General features: G+C 40.7%; 18 protein-coding genes. 1 reads left to right on the top strand and 17 read right to left on the bottom strand.

What is annotated here, in order from left to right:
- Positions 1–12: 12 nt before the first annotated feature.
- The 15 genes from uppS to yihA form a co-directional block, all read right to left on the bottom strand.
- Positions 13–753 (bottom strand): undecaprenyl pyrophosphate synthase, encoded by a 741-nt coding sequence (gene uppS, locus G7092_RS12905; RefSeq protein ID WP_166089911.1) that lies wholly within the window; start codon positions 751–753, stop codon positions 13–15.
- 392 nt (positions 754–1,145) lie between these two features.
- Positions 1,146–1,667, bottom strand: coding sequence for an ExbD/TolR family protein (locus G7092_RS12910; RefSeq protein WP_166089913.1), 522 nt, complete (start codon positions 1,665–1,667; stop codon positions 1,146–1,148).
- Between the two features lie 132 nt (positions 1,668–1,799).
- On the bottom strand, positions 1,800–2,588 hold the full coding sequence (porG, locus tag G7092_RS12915; RefSeq protein WP_166089915.1) for a type IX secretion system protein PorG: 789 nt from the start codon (positions 2,586–2,588) through the stop codon (positions 1,800–1,802).
- 9 nt (positions 2,589–2,597) lie between these two features.
- On the bottom strand, positions 2,598–3,479 hold the full coding sequence (locus G7092_RS12920; RefSeq protein ID WP_166089917.1) for an NAD kinase: 882 nt from the start codon (positions 3,477–3,479) through the stop codon (positions 2,598–2,600).
- 110 nt (positions 3,480–3,589) lie between these two features.
- Positions 3,590–4,252, bottom strand: coding sequence for a CBS domain-containing protein (locus tag G7092_RS12925; protein WP_166089919.1), 663 nt, complete (start codon positions 4,250–4,252; stop codon positions 3,590–3,592).
- 4 nt (positions 4,253–4,256) lie between these two features.
- Positions 4,257–5,018 (bottom strand): alpha/beta fold hydrolase, encoded by a 762-nt coding sequence (locus tag G7092_RS12930; RefSeq protein WP_166089921.1) that lies wholly within the window; start codon positions 5,016–5,018, stop codon positions 4,257–4,259.
- Positions 5,019–5,243: 225 nt separating this feature from the next.
- Positions 5,244–5,693 (bottom strand): GatB/YqeY domain-containing protein, encoded by a 450-nt coding sequence (locus G7092_RS12935; RefSeq protein WP_166089923.1) that lies wholly within the window; start codon positions 5,691–5,693, stop codon positions 5,244–5,246.
- 139 nt (positions 5,694–5,832) lie between these two features.
- Positions 5,833–6,591 (bottom strand): SDR family oxidoreductase, encoded by a 759-nt coding sequence (locus G7092_RS12940; protein ID WP_166089925.1) that lies wholly within the window; start codon positions 6,589–6,591, stop codon positions 5,833–5,835.
- Positions 6,592–6,984: 393 nt separating this feature from the next.
- Complete coding sequence (locus G7092_RS12945; RefSeq protein WP_166089927.1) at positions 6,985–7,656, bottom strand: hypothetical protein; 672 nt, start codon at positions 7,654–7,656, stop codon at positions 6,985–6,987.
- A gap of 334 nt (positions 7,657–7,990) precedes the next feature.
- Positions 7,991–9,694, bottom strand: coding sequence for a M3 family oligoendopeptidase (locus tag G7092_RS12950; protein WP_166089929.1), 1,704 nt, complete (start codon positions 9,692–9,694; stop codon positions 7,991–7,993).
- Between the two features lie 126 nt (positions 9,695–9,820).
- Positions 9,821–10,642 carry a universal stress protein gene (locus G7092_RS12955; RefSeq protein WP_166089931.1) on the bottom strand — a complete coding sequence of 274 codons (822 nt, stop codon included), beginning with the start codon at positions 10,640–10,642 and terminating at the stop codon, positions 9,821–9,823.
- 137 nt (positions 10,643–10,779) lie between these two features.
- Positions 10,780–11,712 (bottom strand): NAD-dependent epimerase/dehydratase family protein, encoded by a 933-nt coding sequence (locus G7092_RS12960; RefSeq protein WP_166089933.1) that lies wholly within the window; start codon positions 11,710–11,712, stop codon positions 10,780–10,782.
- A gap of 195 nt (positions 11,713–11,907) precedes the next feature.
- The gene (locus tag G7092_RS12965) at positions 11,908–12,513 is read right to left on the bottom strand and encodes a Crp/Fnr family transcriptional regulator (protein WP_166089935.1); all 606 of its coding nucleotides are present in this window, start codon (positions 12,511–12,513) and stop codon (positions 11,908–11,910) included.
- Positions 12,501–13,355: a UbiA-like polyprenyltransferase gene (locus G7092_RS12970; protein ID WP_166089937.1), complete on the bottom strand. Its 855-nt coding sequence runs from the start codon at positions 13,353–13,355 to the stop codon at positions 12,501–12,503. The genes G7092_RS12965 and G7092_RS12970 overlap by 13 nt, the downstream gene beginning before the upstream one ends.
- A 2-nt stretch (positions 13,356–13,357) precedes the next feature.
- Positions 13,358–13,981 carry a ribosome biogenesis GTP-binding protein YihA/YsxC gene (gene yihA, locus G7092_RS12975; protein ID WP_166089939.1) on the bottom strand — a complete coding sequence of 208 codons (624 nt, stop codon included), beginning with the start codon at positions 13,979–13,981 and terminating at the stop codon, positions 13,358–13,360.
- Between the two features lie 150 nt (positions 13,982–14,131).
- Here yihA and G7092_RS12980 point away from each other — a divergent pair, with 150 nt between their 5' ends.
- A complete protein-coding gene (locus tag G7092_RS12980) occupies positions 14,132–14,620 on the top strand; it encodes a VOC family protein (protein ID WP_166089941.1) in 489 nt (162 codons plus the stop codon).
- A 61-nt stretch (positions 14,621–14,681) separates the two neighbouring features.
- Here the strand turns inward: G7092_RS12980 and G7092_RS12985 are convergent, their stop codons facing one another.
- Together G7092_RS12985 and G7092_RS12990 are read right to left on the bottom strand one after the other, a co-directional pair.
- A complete protein-coding gene (locus G7092_RS12985; RefSeq protein WP_166089942.1) occupies positions 14,682–15,416 on the bottom strand; it encodes a hypothetical protein in 735 nt (244 codons plus the stop codon).
- 111 nt (positions 15,417–15,527) lie between these two features.
- Complete coding sequence (locus G7092_RS12990; protein WP_166089945.1) at positions 15,528–16,262, bottom strand: 3-keto-disaccharide hydrolase; 735 nt, start codon at positions 16,260–16,262, stop codon at positions 15,528–15,530.
- Positions 16,263–16,334: the final 72 nt, after the last annotated feature.

A 16,334-nucleotide genomic window follows, 5' to 3' on the forward strand; every position in this document is an offset into this window, starting at 1 on the left:
AAAAGAAAAAATTTAGTTAACTTGCTCACTTGTCATCCCAAAACGGCGTTCGCGTTTTTGATAATCAAGTATAGCTTCGTACAAATCTTCCTTTCTAAAGTCGGGCCAAAACTTAGGTGTAAAATACAACTCAGCATAGGCAATTTGCCATAATAAATAATTACTTATACGGTATTCGCCGCTTGTTCTGATCAATAATTCAGGATCGGGCATATCACCGGTAAACAGGTTATCTTCAAAAACATCTTCATTGATGTCGGTTATCTCTAATTCGCCATTTTGTACTTTGATGGCTATATTTTTAGCGGCACGTACAATTTCACGGCGTGAACTGTAGCTTAATGCCAGTGTAAGTACCACCCCGGTATTTGCCGATGTTTTTTCCATGGCGGCCTTCAGTTCCCGGTTACATTTATCGGGTAACATATCCAGATCGCCTATGGCATTTAATTTAATATTGTTTTTCATAAAACCGGCTATTTCTTTATGAATGGTACTAACCATTAATTCCATAATAGCCATAACCTCCAGTTTAGGCCGGTTCCAGTTTTCGGATGAAAATGTGTAGAGCGTTATGTATTTTATACCTAATTTATCAGCGCCTTCAACAACATCTCTAACAGATGTTACCCCGTTATGATGGCCAAACACCCTTAATTTGCCTTTTTCTTTTGCCCAACGACCATTGCCATCCATAATAATGGCAACATGCTTTGGTAGCCTTAACAAATCAATCTGATCAAAATATCCCATACTGTTCATTATCAAAAGCTACTCTGTAAATGTCTGCAAAAGACATATTGGTGTTTTAATTTTATCAATGCGATGCTTAAATAAAATATCTGTTCAACGTCAACCTTCCAAAATAGCACCCGGCCACACAATTGTAAAAATTCAATTTGCCGGTTTTTTCAGGGTACAAAGGTAAAACTTACTTTGTATTTTTTTAGTATGCCGCAGGAAAAGAAAATGTTATTATCAATAATGCACTAAAATGATACAAAAAGCACACAAATAACAGGTTATGCAGGGATTTATTATGCTTATTTAAAACTAAAATTAACAAGCCGGACATCAAAAATCATCAAATGATTATGATACCCGGCCTGTAAATCTGCTTATTTTAAGCCTGGAAACTAATGCGGTTAATAAATGTTTTTTTGTTTGAGCATATTGGTATCATCAGGATTAATATCCACAATGGCGTAGGTAGATACATCAGTTATAGTAAGTTCATCTAAAATATTAACCAGGTTATTGTATAGTGAATGATCGGATGGCTTTACCAGCACAATCATATTTTTACCGGTTTTATCATGTATCGATTTACCGGTTTCGAGCAATACTTTACGGATCCCGTCTTTATTAAAACCTGTAACAGTCGGCGCGATAACCGGATTTTTCAACTCACCCAGATAGTACATCAGCTGGTTATTTTTACCCAGGCATAGGGTAAGGCTCCGGGATGCTGATACTGGTTCGTTGTGTTCGTCAGCAGGCATCGCCAGATCCATTGCTTTGGGTTTTGCCAGAGTGGTGGTCATGATAAAAAAGGTGATCAGCAGGAATGCCAGATCAACCATAGCGGTAAGATCAACCCGGAGGTTCATTCTTTTGCGTCTGTGTGCTCCGCCAGCTTTTGGTGTTGAAGGATTTAACTCGGCCATGATATTAAAGTTTAAGGTTAAATAATAAACGCCAATCATTATTAGCATTTATATATTAAACGAAAAATTTAATTCTTTTATTGTATTAAAAACAAAATATAATTTTGTTTTTAATACAATAAACCATAGAAGTTAGTAATAACACCGCTGTGTAACAAATGTATAGGAGATGGTAAAGCCTAAAAAGAAATAGGTATCGCGGGATTTAAAATCGCCACGCTGGGAACCTATCGCATTTGGCGGTTTACCTACCTCCCCAGAACGATCAGAAAGCGCTCTTGCCAGGTCACTTGGCAGTTGGGCCGGGTTAGGATAAACCTTGCTTACATCATCCAGATAATCGGTCATCGTATACCGGTACCCCAGATCGCCGGCAACTGTCCATTTACTATTAAAATTATATTTTACCCCCACACCATACGGAATTACAATGGTGGTTTTACCATAAGGTGATGGTTCACCTTCTGTTCTTAAGTTCCGCAAGCTGTAGGAGTGCCCGTTATAATTAGTGCGAGGGGTATAGGCAGTTAAACCAACGCCCGAATATATATAAGGTGTATATTTATGCGGACCTGCATCGGGTATATAGTTCATGAAATTAAACTCACCAATTAGGCTCAACTCTTTCAAAGGATCATTAAAACTCAAATTGCGATCTCTAAATTGCTGATTGCTTGATTTACTGTCATCGGCGCTGATCTTCCCATATATAAAATTCAATTTTGCCGAAAAATAGCCATCAAAATTGCGCGCCACAAATACACCCCCAGAAATGCCGCTTATTTTAACAGGATTGTTAGGATTAAGATCGCCTATATAGCCTGCACCACCAAGCGCACCACCAACCTCCCAGGTTTGGGCCCGCAACTGATAGGATATCAATAAAAAAAATAGAAGTACTACAAATTTAAATTTGGGCATTAAGCAAATTTAGTAATTACGGGCATCTAAGCCCCATAATAGTTTGTTTCGTAACGTGGTTAAATAACTTTCATTATTTAAACGTACCAAATTTAACTGAAAGTCGGCTTTCTGAACGTGAAATTTAACAGTTTGATCTAACGCTGCCACACGCGAATCGCACGATACCAGGTAATTTGCACTGCGGCTCTCTACCTCAAAGCATAGCTTACTGCTATCAGGTATAATGATGGGCCGCACATTAAGGTTATGTGGTGATACTGGCGTTAACACGATACTGTTTGACTGCGGAAAGATAATTGGCCCGCCGCAACTTAACGAATAAGCCGTTGATCCGGTTGAGGTGGATATAATAATACCATCGCCCCAATAGGAGTTCAAAAACTCGTCGTTCAAAAACACATGGGTAATAATCATGGCGGCATCGTCGCGCTTATGAATGGTTACATCATTCAGGGCAAAGTTATCCTCGCCAAAAATTTTCATGGTGGAATCAATGGTCAGTAACTCGCGGCAATCCAGCGAAAATTCTTTATTCACTACTGCATGTATAGCGGCTGTGATGTCGTTTTTATTAATACTGGCCAGAAACCCAAGGCGACCAAAATTGATACCGATTACAGGTATCCCAGAATCGCGAATTACCGTTACCATATCCAACAGGGTACCATCGCCACCAAGAGTTAAAAAAAGATCAATAAACCCTTTGATGGAATCGGTATTTTCAAGTACGTTGTATTTTACGTTGGTTATTTTATCCTGCAGGTATTCATTGAGCTGATAATGAACATATATTTCGACATTGTGCTGAGCCAGGTTATCAAATACCTGCTGAATATATGGTATTACAGACGGATCATTAAACGGTCTGCCGTAAACTGCTATCTTCATTTATTGAGTGGTTGGGTTTGTTCATGGTTGATGGTTCATGGTAGCTAACGGTTGACGACTATTCTTTTTTATTATCAACTATGAACCATGATTAATGATCTATGAACTAATTACAAATTAAGGTAATTCATTAGTGAGTCGTACCGGTCTTTCGCGTTATCGTTATTATCAGTATTGTTAAAAGTAGCCTTTACATCATACTCATAACGCAAGAAGGTAGCTAGTATGGCCGAAATATCTTGTTTGTTTACTTTGAGGGTCACCTCCATTTTGGTAGAATCCGGGAAAGTTTGTACGTATGAACTTAATATCTGGGCATTGTCCGACTCCACAATCTGCGCCATGTGAGCCAGCGAATTATTTTTATTATTGATCTCCAATACAATGATACCACCCGGCTCGGCTACTGCAGTAATCTTTGCAAAATATTCTGTGATGGCATTAACGGATATAAGTCCAAGGTAGTTTCTTTTGGCATCAAGCACCGGTATAGCGGTAAGCTGACGCTCATAAAACATACGTATCACATCATATATATGCTGATCTTCGAGCACATACGGATTTACCTGCGATAAGGCCAATGCTCCAACAGCGGTCTGATAATCGCTCTCCCCTACCAGGTCATCCTCGGCAATAAGGCCCAAAAACTGTTCTTCGTTTACAATAGGCAAATGTCTGAGGCGGAACTCTACCATACGGTCAAGTACTTTCTGTATCGTATCAGAAGTGTGCACCGGCGGAATCGCGTCTGCCATCAGTTCAATTGCTACCATGATATTAAACTTTTAGTTTTTCCAAAAATCCAGTTAACAACCTGTTAAACTCCTTCGGATGCTCCATCATCGGCGCGTGTCCGCATTTATCTATCCAATGCAATTCTGCATTCGGTAATAGTTCGCTAAACTCTACCGCAACATCGGGTGGAGTTATTTTATCGTCTCTACCCCATATTAATGATACCGGCAGATTCATTTTATGTAAATCTGCTTTCATGTTATGACGAATGGCCGATTTTGCCATGGCCAGCAACCTTACTACACTGTGCCTATCGTTAATTAACTTATATACGTCATTAACCAGTTCATCGGTTGCCACGGCAGGGTCATAAAAAGTATATTGCACCCTTTCTCTTACAAAATCAATGCTCTCGCGACGAGGAAATGAGCCTCCAAACGCGTTTTCGTATAAACCGGAACTACCGGTTAATACCATAGCTTTAATGTTTTCCGGATGAGCCAAAACATATATCAAAGCCACGTGTCCGCCCAATGAATTACCAAGTACCGTGATGTTACTTAACTGTTTAAACTTTATAAATTTATGTATAAATTTTGAAAGACTCTTTACACCTGTGGTTATAAGAGGCATATCATAAATTGGCAGCATAGGTAAAATAACACGATACTTTGGCCTGAACTCTTCAACAACCTCTTCCCAATTGCTCAAGGCGCCCATTAAACCATGTAATAATAATAGTACCTCGCCTTCACCCTCATCTATATAACTAAACCCGTGTTCCTCTTTAAGCACGAAATCCATATAAAATTCTGATATTAATTTTTTTAAATTTTCTATACCGAAATCAAATTCAGTATAAATTCTACTATTCCGCCATAAAATTAGTTTATTACGGACGAGTTACAACAATTATAGTAATAAATTTCTAAGTCTTGAGCCTCAAGTTTTAAGTCTTGAGTTCCGAGTCTTGAGTTTTAAGTCAGTAACATACTTCTGGGTTCCGTTTTTGAAATTCAAAACTTAAAACTATCCCAGCAATTGTCTTACTACTTCTGATATGGTTTTGCCATCAGCTTTACCAGCAAGTTCTTTATTGGCAGCACCCATTACTTTACCCATATCGCTGGTAGATGTTGCACCTAAGCGGCTTATCAGTTCCTGCAGATAACCTTCAATTTCAAAGCGGGTCATTTGCTGAGGCAGATAAGGCTCAATCACCTTCATTTCTTCCATCTCTATTTCATAAAGATCTTCGCGGTTTTGGGTTTTATAGATATCGGCCGATTCTTTACGCTGTTTGATCAGTCTCTGAAGTACCTTGATCTCTGCTTCAGCGGTAAGTTCCTCTGCTGCGCCTTTTTCGGTTTTAGCTAATAACAAAGCTGATTTTATAGCACGGAGCCCTCTTAAACGATCGGCCTGTTTGGCCAACATAGCCAATTTAATATCCTGATCTATTTGATTTATTAATGACATTTTACAATGAGTGAATTATTGAATTAGCGAATTATTGATTTGTGAAAATAGCAATTATTATTTCATCATCTAAACATCTGAAACAGCGAAGCCCTCAACGAAATCAATTTGCACATCTGCACATTCAAAATCTGTACATCTATTTTCTGAATATGTTACCTGCTGTGGCCTGGGCTGTTGGCATGATCACCAGATCATTGATGTTCACATGCGCCGGGCGTGAGGCAACAAACCATATGGTTTCGGCAATATCATCGGCGGCAAGAGGTTCAAACCCTTCGTATACTTTTTTAGCCCTGTCTTTATCTCCTTTGAAGCGAACTTCTGAAAATTCAGTTTCCACTGCTCCCGGATGTACAGCTGTAACCTTTATACCATGCGGCAACAGATCAATACGCATACCTTTATTTAAGGCATCAACTGCATGTTTGGTAGCACAATATACATTGCCGTTGGCGTACACTTCTTTTCCGGCAATAGAACCCAGGTTAATGATATGGCCAAAGCCATTACCGATCATCCAGTTAGACACCACGCGACTTACATAGAGCAAGCCTTTTACATTGGTATCAATCATGGTATCCCAATCATCATAGCTACCATTTTGTATAGGATCAAGTCCCTGGCTTAGGCCGGCATTATTGATCAATACATTAACCTTTTTCCATTCTGCAGGTAAACCTTCCAGGTTCTCTACTACCTGTTCCCGGTTACGTACATCAAATGACGATACCGCAACCTCCACATTATATTTGTCATTTAAATGATGAGCCACTTTTTCCAGGCGGTCAAGTCGGCGACCGGTTAATATCAAATTATAGCCTTCGCGGGCAAATACATGGGCACAAGCTTCACCAATGCCGGCGGTAGCTCCTGTAATTAAAGCAATTTTTTTCATGGTAAGTAGATAACTATGGCCGCGAAATTATGTTTTTTACTTTAAATTATTGTCGGGCAACGGTAATGAAGTTTAGTAGGTTATCGTTTTGCGAGGATCCACTCCGGCGTTGTTTCACTTTAAATATTTTCCACTTATGTCATTGCGGGGAGGAACGACGAAGACAACCGACCGGAGGGAGCTCATTAATACCTTTAAAAACAAATAAAACATTAATAATCCCGTAGCTATTTTTACCGTTGAGAATGCGAAGAGATTGCTTCATGCCTCGCAATAACATGATGTGAACATATCGTGGCAGCCTGTTCTGGGATCATGTAGTTCAGCATAACTAATAAAAAGAAGAGGCCCGGATTTAAATCCGGGCCTCTTCTTTTTATTTAAATTTTAATATTAAGCTTCTTCAAGCGCTAATCTCCTGTTTCTACGGATAACCATCATTACAATGATAAGTATTATAGGTATACCACCATATATGGCCATTTTGGCTCCAAAGGAAATACCTTTGGCATCGGATATATACTGGTCATGACGTTGCAGTTCAGGAGCTATTTTTAAGGAACTGCTAAACGCTTTTAACTCTCCCTTAGCTAAGTCCTGGCGTTGTTCAGGAATCAGATACTCCATAGTATAGGCAGCTTCACGGGTATATATGATGATAAAGTTCCTTAACTGCGGCGATTCGCCGGTGGTGTTGCTGTTATCAACGCGCAGCGTAAATACTTTAGCTTTTAAAGAGCCAACGGTGGTGTCGCGCAAATTCATGACACTACCGGTACGTGATTGTTTCTGGATATCATTCACAGTGTTTTTAAGCACCTGGTTCAAATCACGTTCTTTATCCAGTGGTTTGGTATTAGCCGGGTTTGGAGCTTTAATAACTACCATATAACCAAAAGCCCCGTTGCCGGAGTAGATCTGCTGACCCAGTGTATCCTTCTTTAAAAAATTAGCAGGTAACGATATCGAAACCAGGCTATCTATCTGCACCGGTTTTAAAGCCTGGCTAAAACCTAGTGTTGCAAACAAGCATATGATTGTTATACTTAAAATTATCTTTTTCATACTTAATTTAACTCCCAAAAGAGTGGCTGGTTTAAATAATAGTTAATAATGAATTTTTTATGACAATTATCTTATTGGTTATCAATAAGATACAAAATAACTTAATATGAATAAGTAGAGCAAGAGTTATGCCAGTGAGTACCGGGTAGTGGTTTTAAAGTATAAATGACAAGCGCATGATGCTGTAGCAGAGCAGGATAGATGCAAACATTCCCGGCCTCATCAGGATAAGTTGGCGAGTGACTTTTTTGTATTCAAAACAATACACTTTGGATTTACCACAAATAAAAAAGCCTCTCTGTTGCGGGAGAGGCTTTTGTTTGATCTGTATTTTTTAGTTGATCTTATCCATTTCGGCTTTTACAAATTCGGCCAGTTCTTTGACGTAAGCCGCGCTGAAATCAAATTTGATACCCGCTGTTTCGTAAATTTCTTTAATGGTTTTGGTATAGCCCAACTTTAGCGCATCCAAATATTGCTGTAAGCCTTTCTCCGGGTTCTCTTTATAGTTTTTCCATACCGCTATGGCGCCCAATTGGGCCATACCGTATTCAATGTAATAGAACGGCACTTCAAAAATATGCAGTTGTTTTTGCCATAAATTGGCTTCGGCATCTGGATGCTCGCTCCAATCTACAAAGCCGGTACCAAATGGCTCATATATTTTGATCCAGGCTTCGGTACGCTCGGCATCAGTATGATTAGGGTTAGTGTAGATCCAATGTTGAAACTGATCAACCACGGCTACCCACGGCAGTGTTTTCAATACATCAACAAGCTGATCGCGTTTGGCGCGTTTCAAATCTTCTTCATTATCAAAAAACACATTCCAGTTATCCATAGAAATCAATTCCATCGACATGGAAGCCAGCTCGGCTACTTCTGATGGGCAATGTTTAAAATCATTCAACTCTAAATCGGCAGTCAGGAAGGTATGTACCGCGTGGCCACCTTCATGTACCATGGTAGTCAAATCGCGGAAGGTATTGGCCGAATTCATGAAGATGAAAGGTGCACCGGTTTCGGCCAGTGGATAGTTGTAACCACCAGGAGCTTTACCTTTGCGACTCTCTACATCAAACAAGTTATTATCCTTCATGATCTCCAGACGCTCGCCCAGGTAACGGTTAATATTGCTAAAGCATTGAATGGATTTTTCAATGAGCTCATTCCCGCTGTTAAACGGTTTTAGTGCAGGTTTGCCGGATATATCCACATCCATATCCCATGGCTTTAACTGGGGCAGGTCAAGAGCCTCTTTACGTTTGGCTGCCTGTTCGCGCAGGATAGGTACAATTTCGGTTTCAATGGCAGCATGGAAGGCATAGCAATCCTGTGGAGTATAATCAAACCGCCCTAATGCCTGGAACATATAATCCCTGAAGTTTTCGAAACCAGCATTGGTAGCCACAGTATGCCTTAATTTACGCAGGTGATCAAACAGTTCGTCCAATTGATCTTTGTCCTGCAGGCGGCGGTTGGTTATTTTTTCCCAAACTTCCTGGCGTTTTGCACGGTCGGTGCCTTTTAAAAATACAGAGGCTTGCTCTAGAGTAAACTCTTTATCATCAATATGAACAGACATCGCGCCAGTTATTGACTGGTACTTTTGCTGTTCAACCTGTATCTCGGTTTGTACCGGTATATTCTCTTCCCTGAATAATTCAAGAGCCTTTTTTACGGCACGTAAAAAGATAAAATATTTTTCGCCGTCCAGTTGGTCAACATATTCGCTGGCAACCAGCTTTTTATTAAGCTCGTTGCTATAAGGGGCAACTTTAGGCTCAATTTCGGTAGCAAAGTATTGGAAATTCTGTAACAGTTCTTCGCTGGTGGTATCGCAGGTCATACGGATATAACGCCAGGCAAAATCTTCTTCCAGTGCAGCTTCCAATTCGCTTTTATCATGCAGCCATTTTTCCAGCTCTTCAACGGAATTAATAGAGCGATCAAGCAGTTCTTTATAAATAGGCTCCAGGTTTTCCCACTTCATTTCGAGTGTGGCCGGGATGTATGTTTTTGTTTTCTTGTGGATCATAATTTTTGGATATGCAGATATGCGTATGTGCAAATATGCAGATTAGTAAGGAAGTCCGAAAGACCGGAATGCGTGAAGATATAAAATTACACCCCGACACTTTCTGATCAATAACCTGAAATTTTTTTAAGCAGGTATAGAAAATAAAGGAATATTTAAACCTGAGGCCATGATGCGTGTTTTGCTGCGGTGTACCATGGAGCCCCAGAATCCGTGCTGCTCCGGAACCATGATTAACAGGTCGGCACCCATCTTTTTGATCTCGTTGGCTATGCCGTCAATAATAGAGTCGGATTTAACGTTTTTATAATAGTAATCGATGCCTTCCAATCCGTCATCAATGCGGTTTAATGAGGTCGCGTCGCCACCTGCTTCCTGCAATTCCTCTATGGTTTGATTGATCAAAAGAACTTCTATTTCAGCCTTGGTAACCAATGCAACATCCTTAACCTGGGCCAGTATCTCTTCAGAAACCCCGTTTAGTACATCGCAGGCAAAAAGTACCTTTTTAGGAACATTAAACTTTACGTGAGCAGGAACGGCCAGTACCGGGGTCCGCAGTTTTTTGATGATGGATGTAGTGGTATTTCCCAACAGCTCCTGTTCCAATGATTTTTCTTCCATGCCCATCACAATCATCTCGGGCTGATACTCGGCAACTATTTCTTTAATAGCATTATCTATAAAAGAGAACGTAGCTCTGGCTACTGTTTCGATGCCGTATTCGTCGGCCAGTAATAATGCTTTTGATTCCAGAAGCAGTCTGTTGGCTTCTATCATTTCTTCCACATGCTGAGCCGAAAGACGGGCGTTCTCCACGTGTACAGAAATCGTGAAGTCATTCAGCAGGATTAATTTATAATGGTTTAAACGGGCAACACCTGCGGCCCAGGCAACGGCGTTTTCGGCCAGATCGGTATAATTGGTTGCAGCTAATATGGTTTTCATAATATAAAGATGAAATTATTTAGGCTGAAATTAGCTGCAATTAATACACCAATTGTTATCACAAGGTAATATTGCAGAAAACAGCACCAGGACTAAGCCTGGTGCTGTTTTATAATACACTTGAGTTGGGTATTTATTTAAACGGACGCTTTATATAATGTTTGCGACATATGTTTGATACCATCCTCATAACTGGTGGTTTTAAAGTTGAAAGCTTTTTCAAATTTTGTTGAGTCAAAAATGTAATCGTGGTCATATTGGTAGTACATCTCTACCGTACCCATAACCGTTTTGTTAAAAAGACCATAGCACCACAATAAAAATTTATTAACCGCGAAAAAGCTGGGTTTCATTTTGTAAATGCGTGCGGCAAGTTCAATAAACTGTTGCCCGGTTATAGCGGGTGCGGTTGGTATATGCCATACCTGGTTATCGCTTTCGGGATGTTGCCCAAGCAGAAACATGGCTTTACCTGCGTCAGGAATATAAGTAAAGCTGTGCAAGGTTTTAGCTTTGCCAATCCACTGGGCACTCAATTTTTCAGAAAGGCGTTTCAGCACCATCTGATCAAAAAAGGCATTCAGCGAGTCGGTACCGTAAAAATCGGCCCCGCGGGCAATGCTGGCCCTGATATTGCCTGCTTTAACTTCGTCCATTAAAGTGTTGGCAACCCCCACACGTATCTGACCTTTAACACTGCTGGGATGGTAAGGGGTATCTTCGGTCATGGCACCGTTAACCAGTCCGTAGCTGTAAACGTTATCAAAAAATATCAGTCGAGCGCCGGTTGCTTTGGCTACGTTGATCACATTTTGAATAATTACAGGCCATTGCTGCCGCCATACCTCTATATCATAAACCAGGCCTGCACACAGGTATATGACTGTTGAACCTTGAGATGCCTGTAATATTTCGTCGTAATTTAAAAGATCTGCTTTTTGCCAGGTTACATTGGCCGAGGTTATTTGTACAGGTTTGCGACTTACCAAACGTACAGTATCATTATTGTTGATTAATTCCTGAGTGAGGGCGTTGGCCACTGGGCCGCCGGCTCCTAATATAGTGTGCATATGTTTTCTTGTTTTGTGTATAACAAAGGTAGATTGCCTTTGTGAGTCAAAACGTTAACAAAAGATAAGAATTTGAGGGAGATTTCGGACGTCGGATGTTCGATGTCGGATTTATTTAGATTTAGTAATTGGGATGTTCGGTTTCGGATTTATTATTCTGTTAATTCTTTAATTCCGATAATTCAGGTTCAGACATCAAGCGCTTATCTTCATGATCCTTCTGCGGATGCGGGAAAGTGAAACAGGGGTTATACCTAAAAAATTGGCCACATAATGTTGGGGGATACGTTGTAAAACTTCGCCACCGGTTTCTAGTAGTTTGTTATAGCGTTCTTCGGGAGTTTGCGTTATAAATGATGTTACACGGTCTTCGTAGCAGATCAGGTATTGTTCTGCAACAAGCCTGTATATGCGTTCCATTTTGTGGCCTACCAGATCATCAGCATAAAGTTGTTGTGTGTCGTTGTAGTTAAGCGTAACCAATACGCTGTCTTCCAATGCCTGTATATAGTTAATGGCCGGTTGACGCGTTAAAAAACTTTTGTATGAGCTGATGAATTCGTTTTCGAAGCAAAAATAGCCGGTGATCTCTTCGCCATCTTTCACGTGAAAAAATCGTACAGAGCCTTTTATCACTAGGCCGATATGGTTACATACTTTGCCGGGCTCAGCAAAGTTTTTCTTTTTCTTAAGTATGCTTACCTCCAGGTAGGGCACTAAAAGCTGCCACTCCGCATCGGTAAGCGGAACGAATGTTTGGATATGATCTCTGAATCGGTTGAGTGCGATTAATGAATCCATATTCTATCTAGTAGAAATAATGCTGCAAATACTACACTGGCTATACCATTGGTGGTCATAAAGGCAAAATTTACCCTGGTTAAGTCATTGGGCTTTACCAGCAGGTGCTGATAAATAAGCATAGCACAAAAGAATACGATACCTATATAATACAGAAAGCCTACATGCGTAAAAAGTACCGGCATGATAATAAAGGCAGCTGAGAGCACATGTAAAAAGGTCGACAGTCTTAAGGCATTCACCTTTCCTAAATAGGCTGGGATGGAGTGCAATTTCAAGCTGCGATCAAAATCTTCATCCTGCAGGGCATAAATAATATCAAAGCCGCTCACCCAGCACAAAACTGAAAGCGAAAAGAATAAAGGTGTTAAGGCGAATGCTCCTGTTACTACCAAATAAGCGCCGATAGGAGCCAGCGATAAACCCAGGCCCAATACCAAATGGCAAAGCGCTGTAAAACGTTTGGTAGCGCTATAACCCATCACCACAAATAAAGCCACCGGGGATAAGTAAAAGCACAGTGGATTGATAAACCAGGTAGCCACGATAAATAACGCGCAGTTAACCAACGTAAAAGTTAAAGCCGACGAAGCGCTGATGCGTCCTGCAGGAATATCGCGCTGTTTAGTTCGAGGGTTTTGCGCGTCGATATCCCGGTCCAGATAGCGGTTAAAGGCCATAGCTGAATTGCGGGCAAATACCATACAGAGTACCATCAGTACCAGTTTGCGCCAGTCGAAATGATTTTGTGTAGTGGTAACCGCCAAAAAAAAGCCGATAAAGGCAAATGGCATAGCGAAAATGGTATGTGCAAATGTTACTAATGAAAGGTATTTTTTCATTGTTAATCTCTTGGTTCAAAATGTGGTATTACAAATTCCTTATTAATCGTATCTATAAAAGCCAGAATCTCCTCGCGGCCTAATTGGGTTTCTGATGAGGTTACGAAATATTGCGGCGCTTCCTCAAAGGTAGCCAACAGGGCCTTTTTAAATTTGGCGATGCTTTGATCAGTTTTGATGCTTGATTGCTTATCGGCCTTGGTGAATACCAGTACAAATGATAAGCCTTTTTCGCCAAGCCAGTTACAAAACTCCAGGTCGATTTTTTGCGGTTCCAGTCTGCTGTCTATCAAAACCATCACGCATTGCAGGCTTTCGCGTTTGTCCAGGTAGGTATGGATAAACTTATCCCATTTGGCTTTTTCGGTTTTGGAAGCTCTGGCATAGCCGTAACCCGGCAGATCGACAATATACCAGCTCTCATTGATATAGAAATGGTTAATCAGCTGTGTTTTTCCCGGTGTTTGCGATGTTTTTGCCAATCCTTTTTTTGCCATGAGCATGTTGATCAACGACGACTTGCCCACGTTTGAGCGCCCGATAAAAGCATATTCGGGCTTTACCGGTGGCGGCAGTTTGGATATCTGGGTATTGCTGCAAATAAATTCGGCCGATTTAACAATCATGCTGCAAAGGTAATTATTTTTAATTGCGCGTTGATGAGCTTTAAAGTTGATTAGGTTTGTGTAATAACCTGCGTAATCAACTTGTTTTACAATAGCTCAACAATTGTAAACGCAATAATAGTTAAATTTGATGTTTAAACATGTAAATTAATGAACGATTATAAAATTCCTGTCCAAACGCGTATTGGCCATGTGCATTTAAAGGTGAGCAATCTGCAGCGTTCGCTTGATTTTTATTGTGGCTTGCTGGGGTTTGAAAAAATGGCTGCCTATGGCGATCAGGCTGCTTTTATCTCAGCCGGAGGGTATCATCACCATATTGGCCTCAACACCTGGCAAAGCAAAGGGGCGCCTCCTGCACCTGAATATGCTCCCGGCTTATACCATACCGCTATTTTATACCCGGAACGGAAAGATCTGGCGGTAGCGCTGCAACGCTTGATAGATGCCAAATACCAGATCACCGGGGCTTCTGATCATGGCGTATCCGAAGCTATATATTTAGATGACCCTGATAAAAACGGCGTGGAATTATACTGGGACAGACCAAAAGAACAGTGGCCAATGGATGAGAACGGTAACCTGGGTATGTATACCCGCAGATTGGATATTGAGGGATTGCTGGGTTTGTTGAAATGATTAAACCATTATCATGCAATGGGTAGTCGGCAATTGAACTACCCATTGCATGGTAAGCTATTTATTTGGCATTTTTTTGATTGTAATCTTGTATGGCGGCTACTAATCCTTCCCATTTCATAGGCATGTAAGTTGCTTTTTTGGCCATGCTCAGCATTCTTGCGGCTAAACCCTTTTTTTCAGATATCGGTTCGTTGCCGTATTCGCCCTTTTTGTATTTTTCCAGTACTTCCGGGGTGTCTTCAAAGTATTTCTGCAGATTAGTGTCAAATATGTTGTCATATTTATCCTGATTATCTTTCTGGACGAGGAATTTCCAATTTTTAATTTTATTGTCGTGATCACGTTTAATTTGCTGCCTCACCTCCTCTTCAGATACCAGGCTTGCAAAGGCCTCTTGCGGGTAGGGATAAAACCGGTAGGCGTTAATTCTGCCCAGGGCTAATATCTCCAGCATATGATCATTTGAACCAAGGCTTTTTACCTGCAAATTTTGCAGATCCACGTAATGGATTTTTGTAAACGTTCGGTCGCCAATCTTGTAGTATTTAAGTTCACTGGCAGTGTATTTTTTTGCAGTGATATCTTTATTCGGATTTGCGGCAACTGCAGCTGAATCTTTCAAAAAAATAAAACGCTGGTTAAACCAAGGGTCTGTATCATATACAGAAATGAGCCCGCTTATGCGCGTTCCGTCATTTAATATCGCAAAACCGGGTTGGTAGGTGTCTTGTGCTTTTGCACTGAATACAGTTAAAAGACACAAGCAGATAAGAATTAAGGGGGACTTTTTCATGAAAAGGCTAAGTTTTTGTTTAAGCCTACAAGATACATATATCTATTGATATAGCCCTCCATAAAATAAAAGAGCGGACACTATCCGCTCTTTTATTTTCAAGTAACTTGGTTATAGCTCCCTTATCCTAATATCCTTAAAATAAGCTTTATGACCATGATCCTGCAGTGCTATCACGCCGGTTTTAGCATTGCCATAGTCGGGATGATCTTTCCATTTTCCTTCGGCTTTTTTCTTTTGCCAGTCGGCATCCCAGGCAGTAAACTCTAAAATTTTAGCACCGTTAAGCCAATGTTCTACATGGCCTTTGTTGAAAACAATTTTGCTGGTGTTCCATTCACCTACCGGCATTAATTTCTTTTTATCATTAGGCAGGTGCATGGCATAATCGCAGCCGGTTTTTTGCCAGTCTTCCAGCTTTTCCGGCCAGCCATTATCATCGATGATCTGGTATTCCGGACCGGTTACGTAGGTAGCATCATATTTAGGATCTTCAACCACATGGTACAGTACACCGCTGTTGCTGCCTTTGTCTATTTTCCATTGCCAGGAAAGCTCAAAATTTGCGTAGCTTTTATCGGTAACAATGTCACCGCCGGTATCACCCTGTGCAGCACCAAGACAAACCAGGGCGCCATCTACGATAGTCCAGTTTCTTACAGGGCCTTTTTTATTAAAGCCATGCCAGCCTTTCAGGCTTTTACCGTCAAACAAGCTTACCCAGCCGCCTTTAGGGGCGATTTTTTTTACAGGCGATGGGGCATTTACCGGAATACCCGAAGTTTGCACGCAAACCAAACCAGCCGCAGCCAATATCAAACCAATTTTTTTAAGTTGTTGTTTCATTTTTATTTAGTGTTGTTATGTTCATAGTTGATGGTTCATGGATCATAGTTGAACTGAACTTTTACCATGATC

Source organism: Mucilaginibacter inviolabilis, from assembly GCF_011089895.1.
GTDB classification, from domain to species: domain Bacteria; phylum Bacteroidota; class Bacteroidia; order Sphingobacteriales; family Sphingobacteriaceae; genus Mucilaginibacter; species Mucilaginibacter inviolabilis.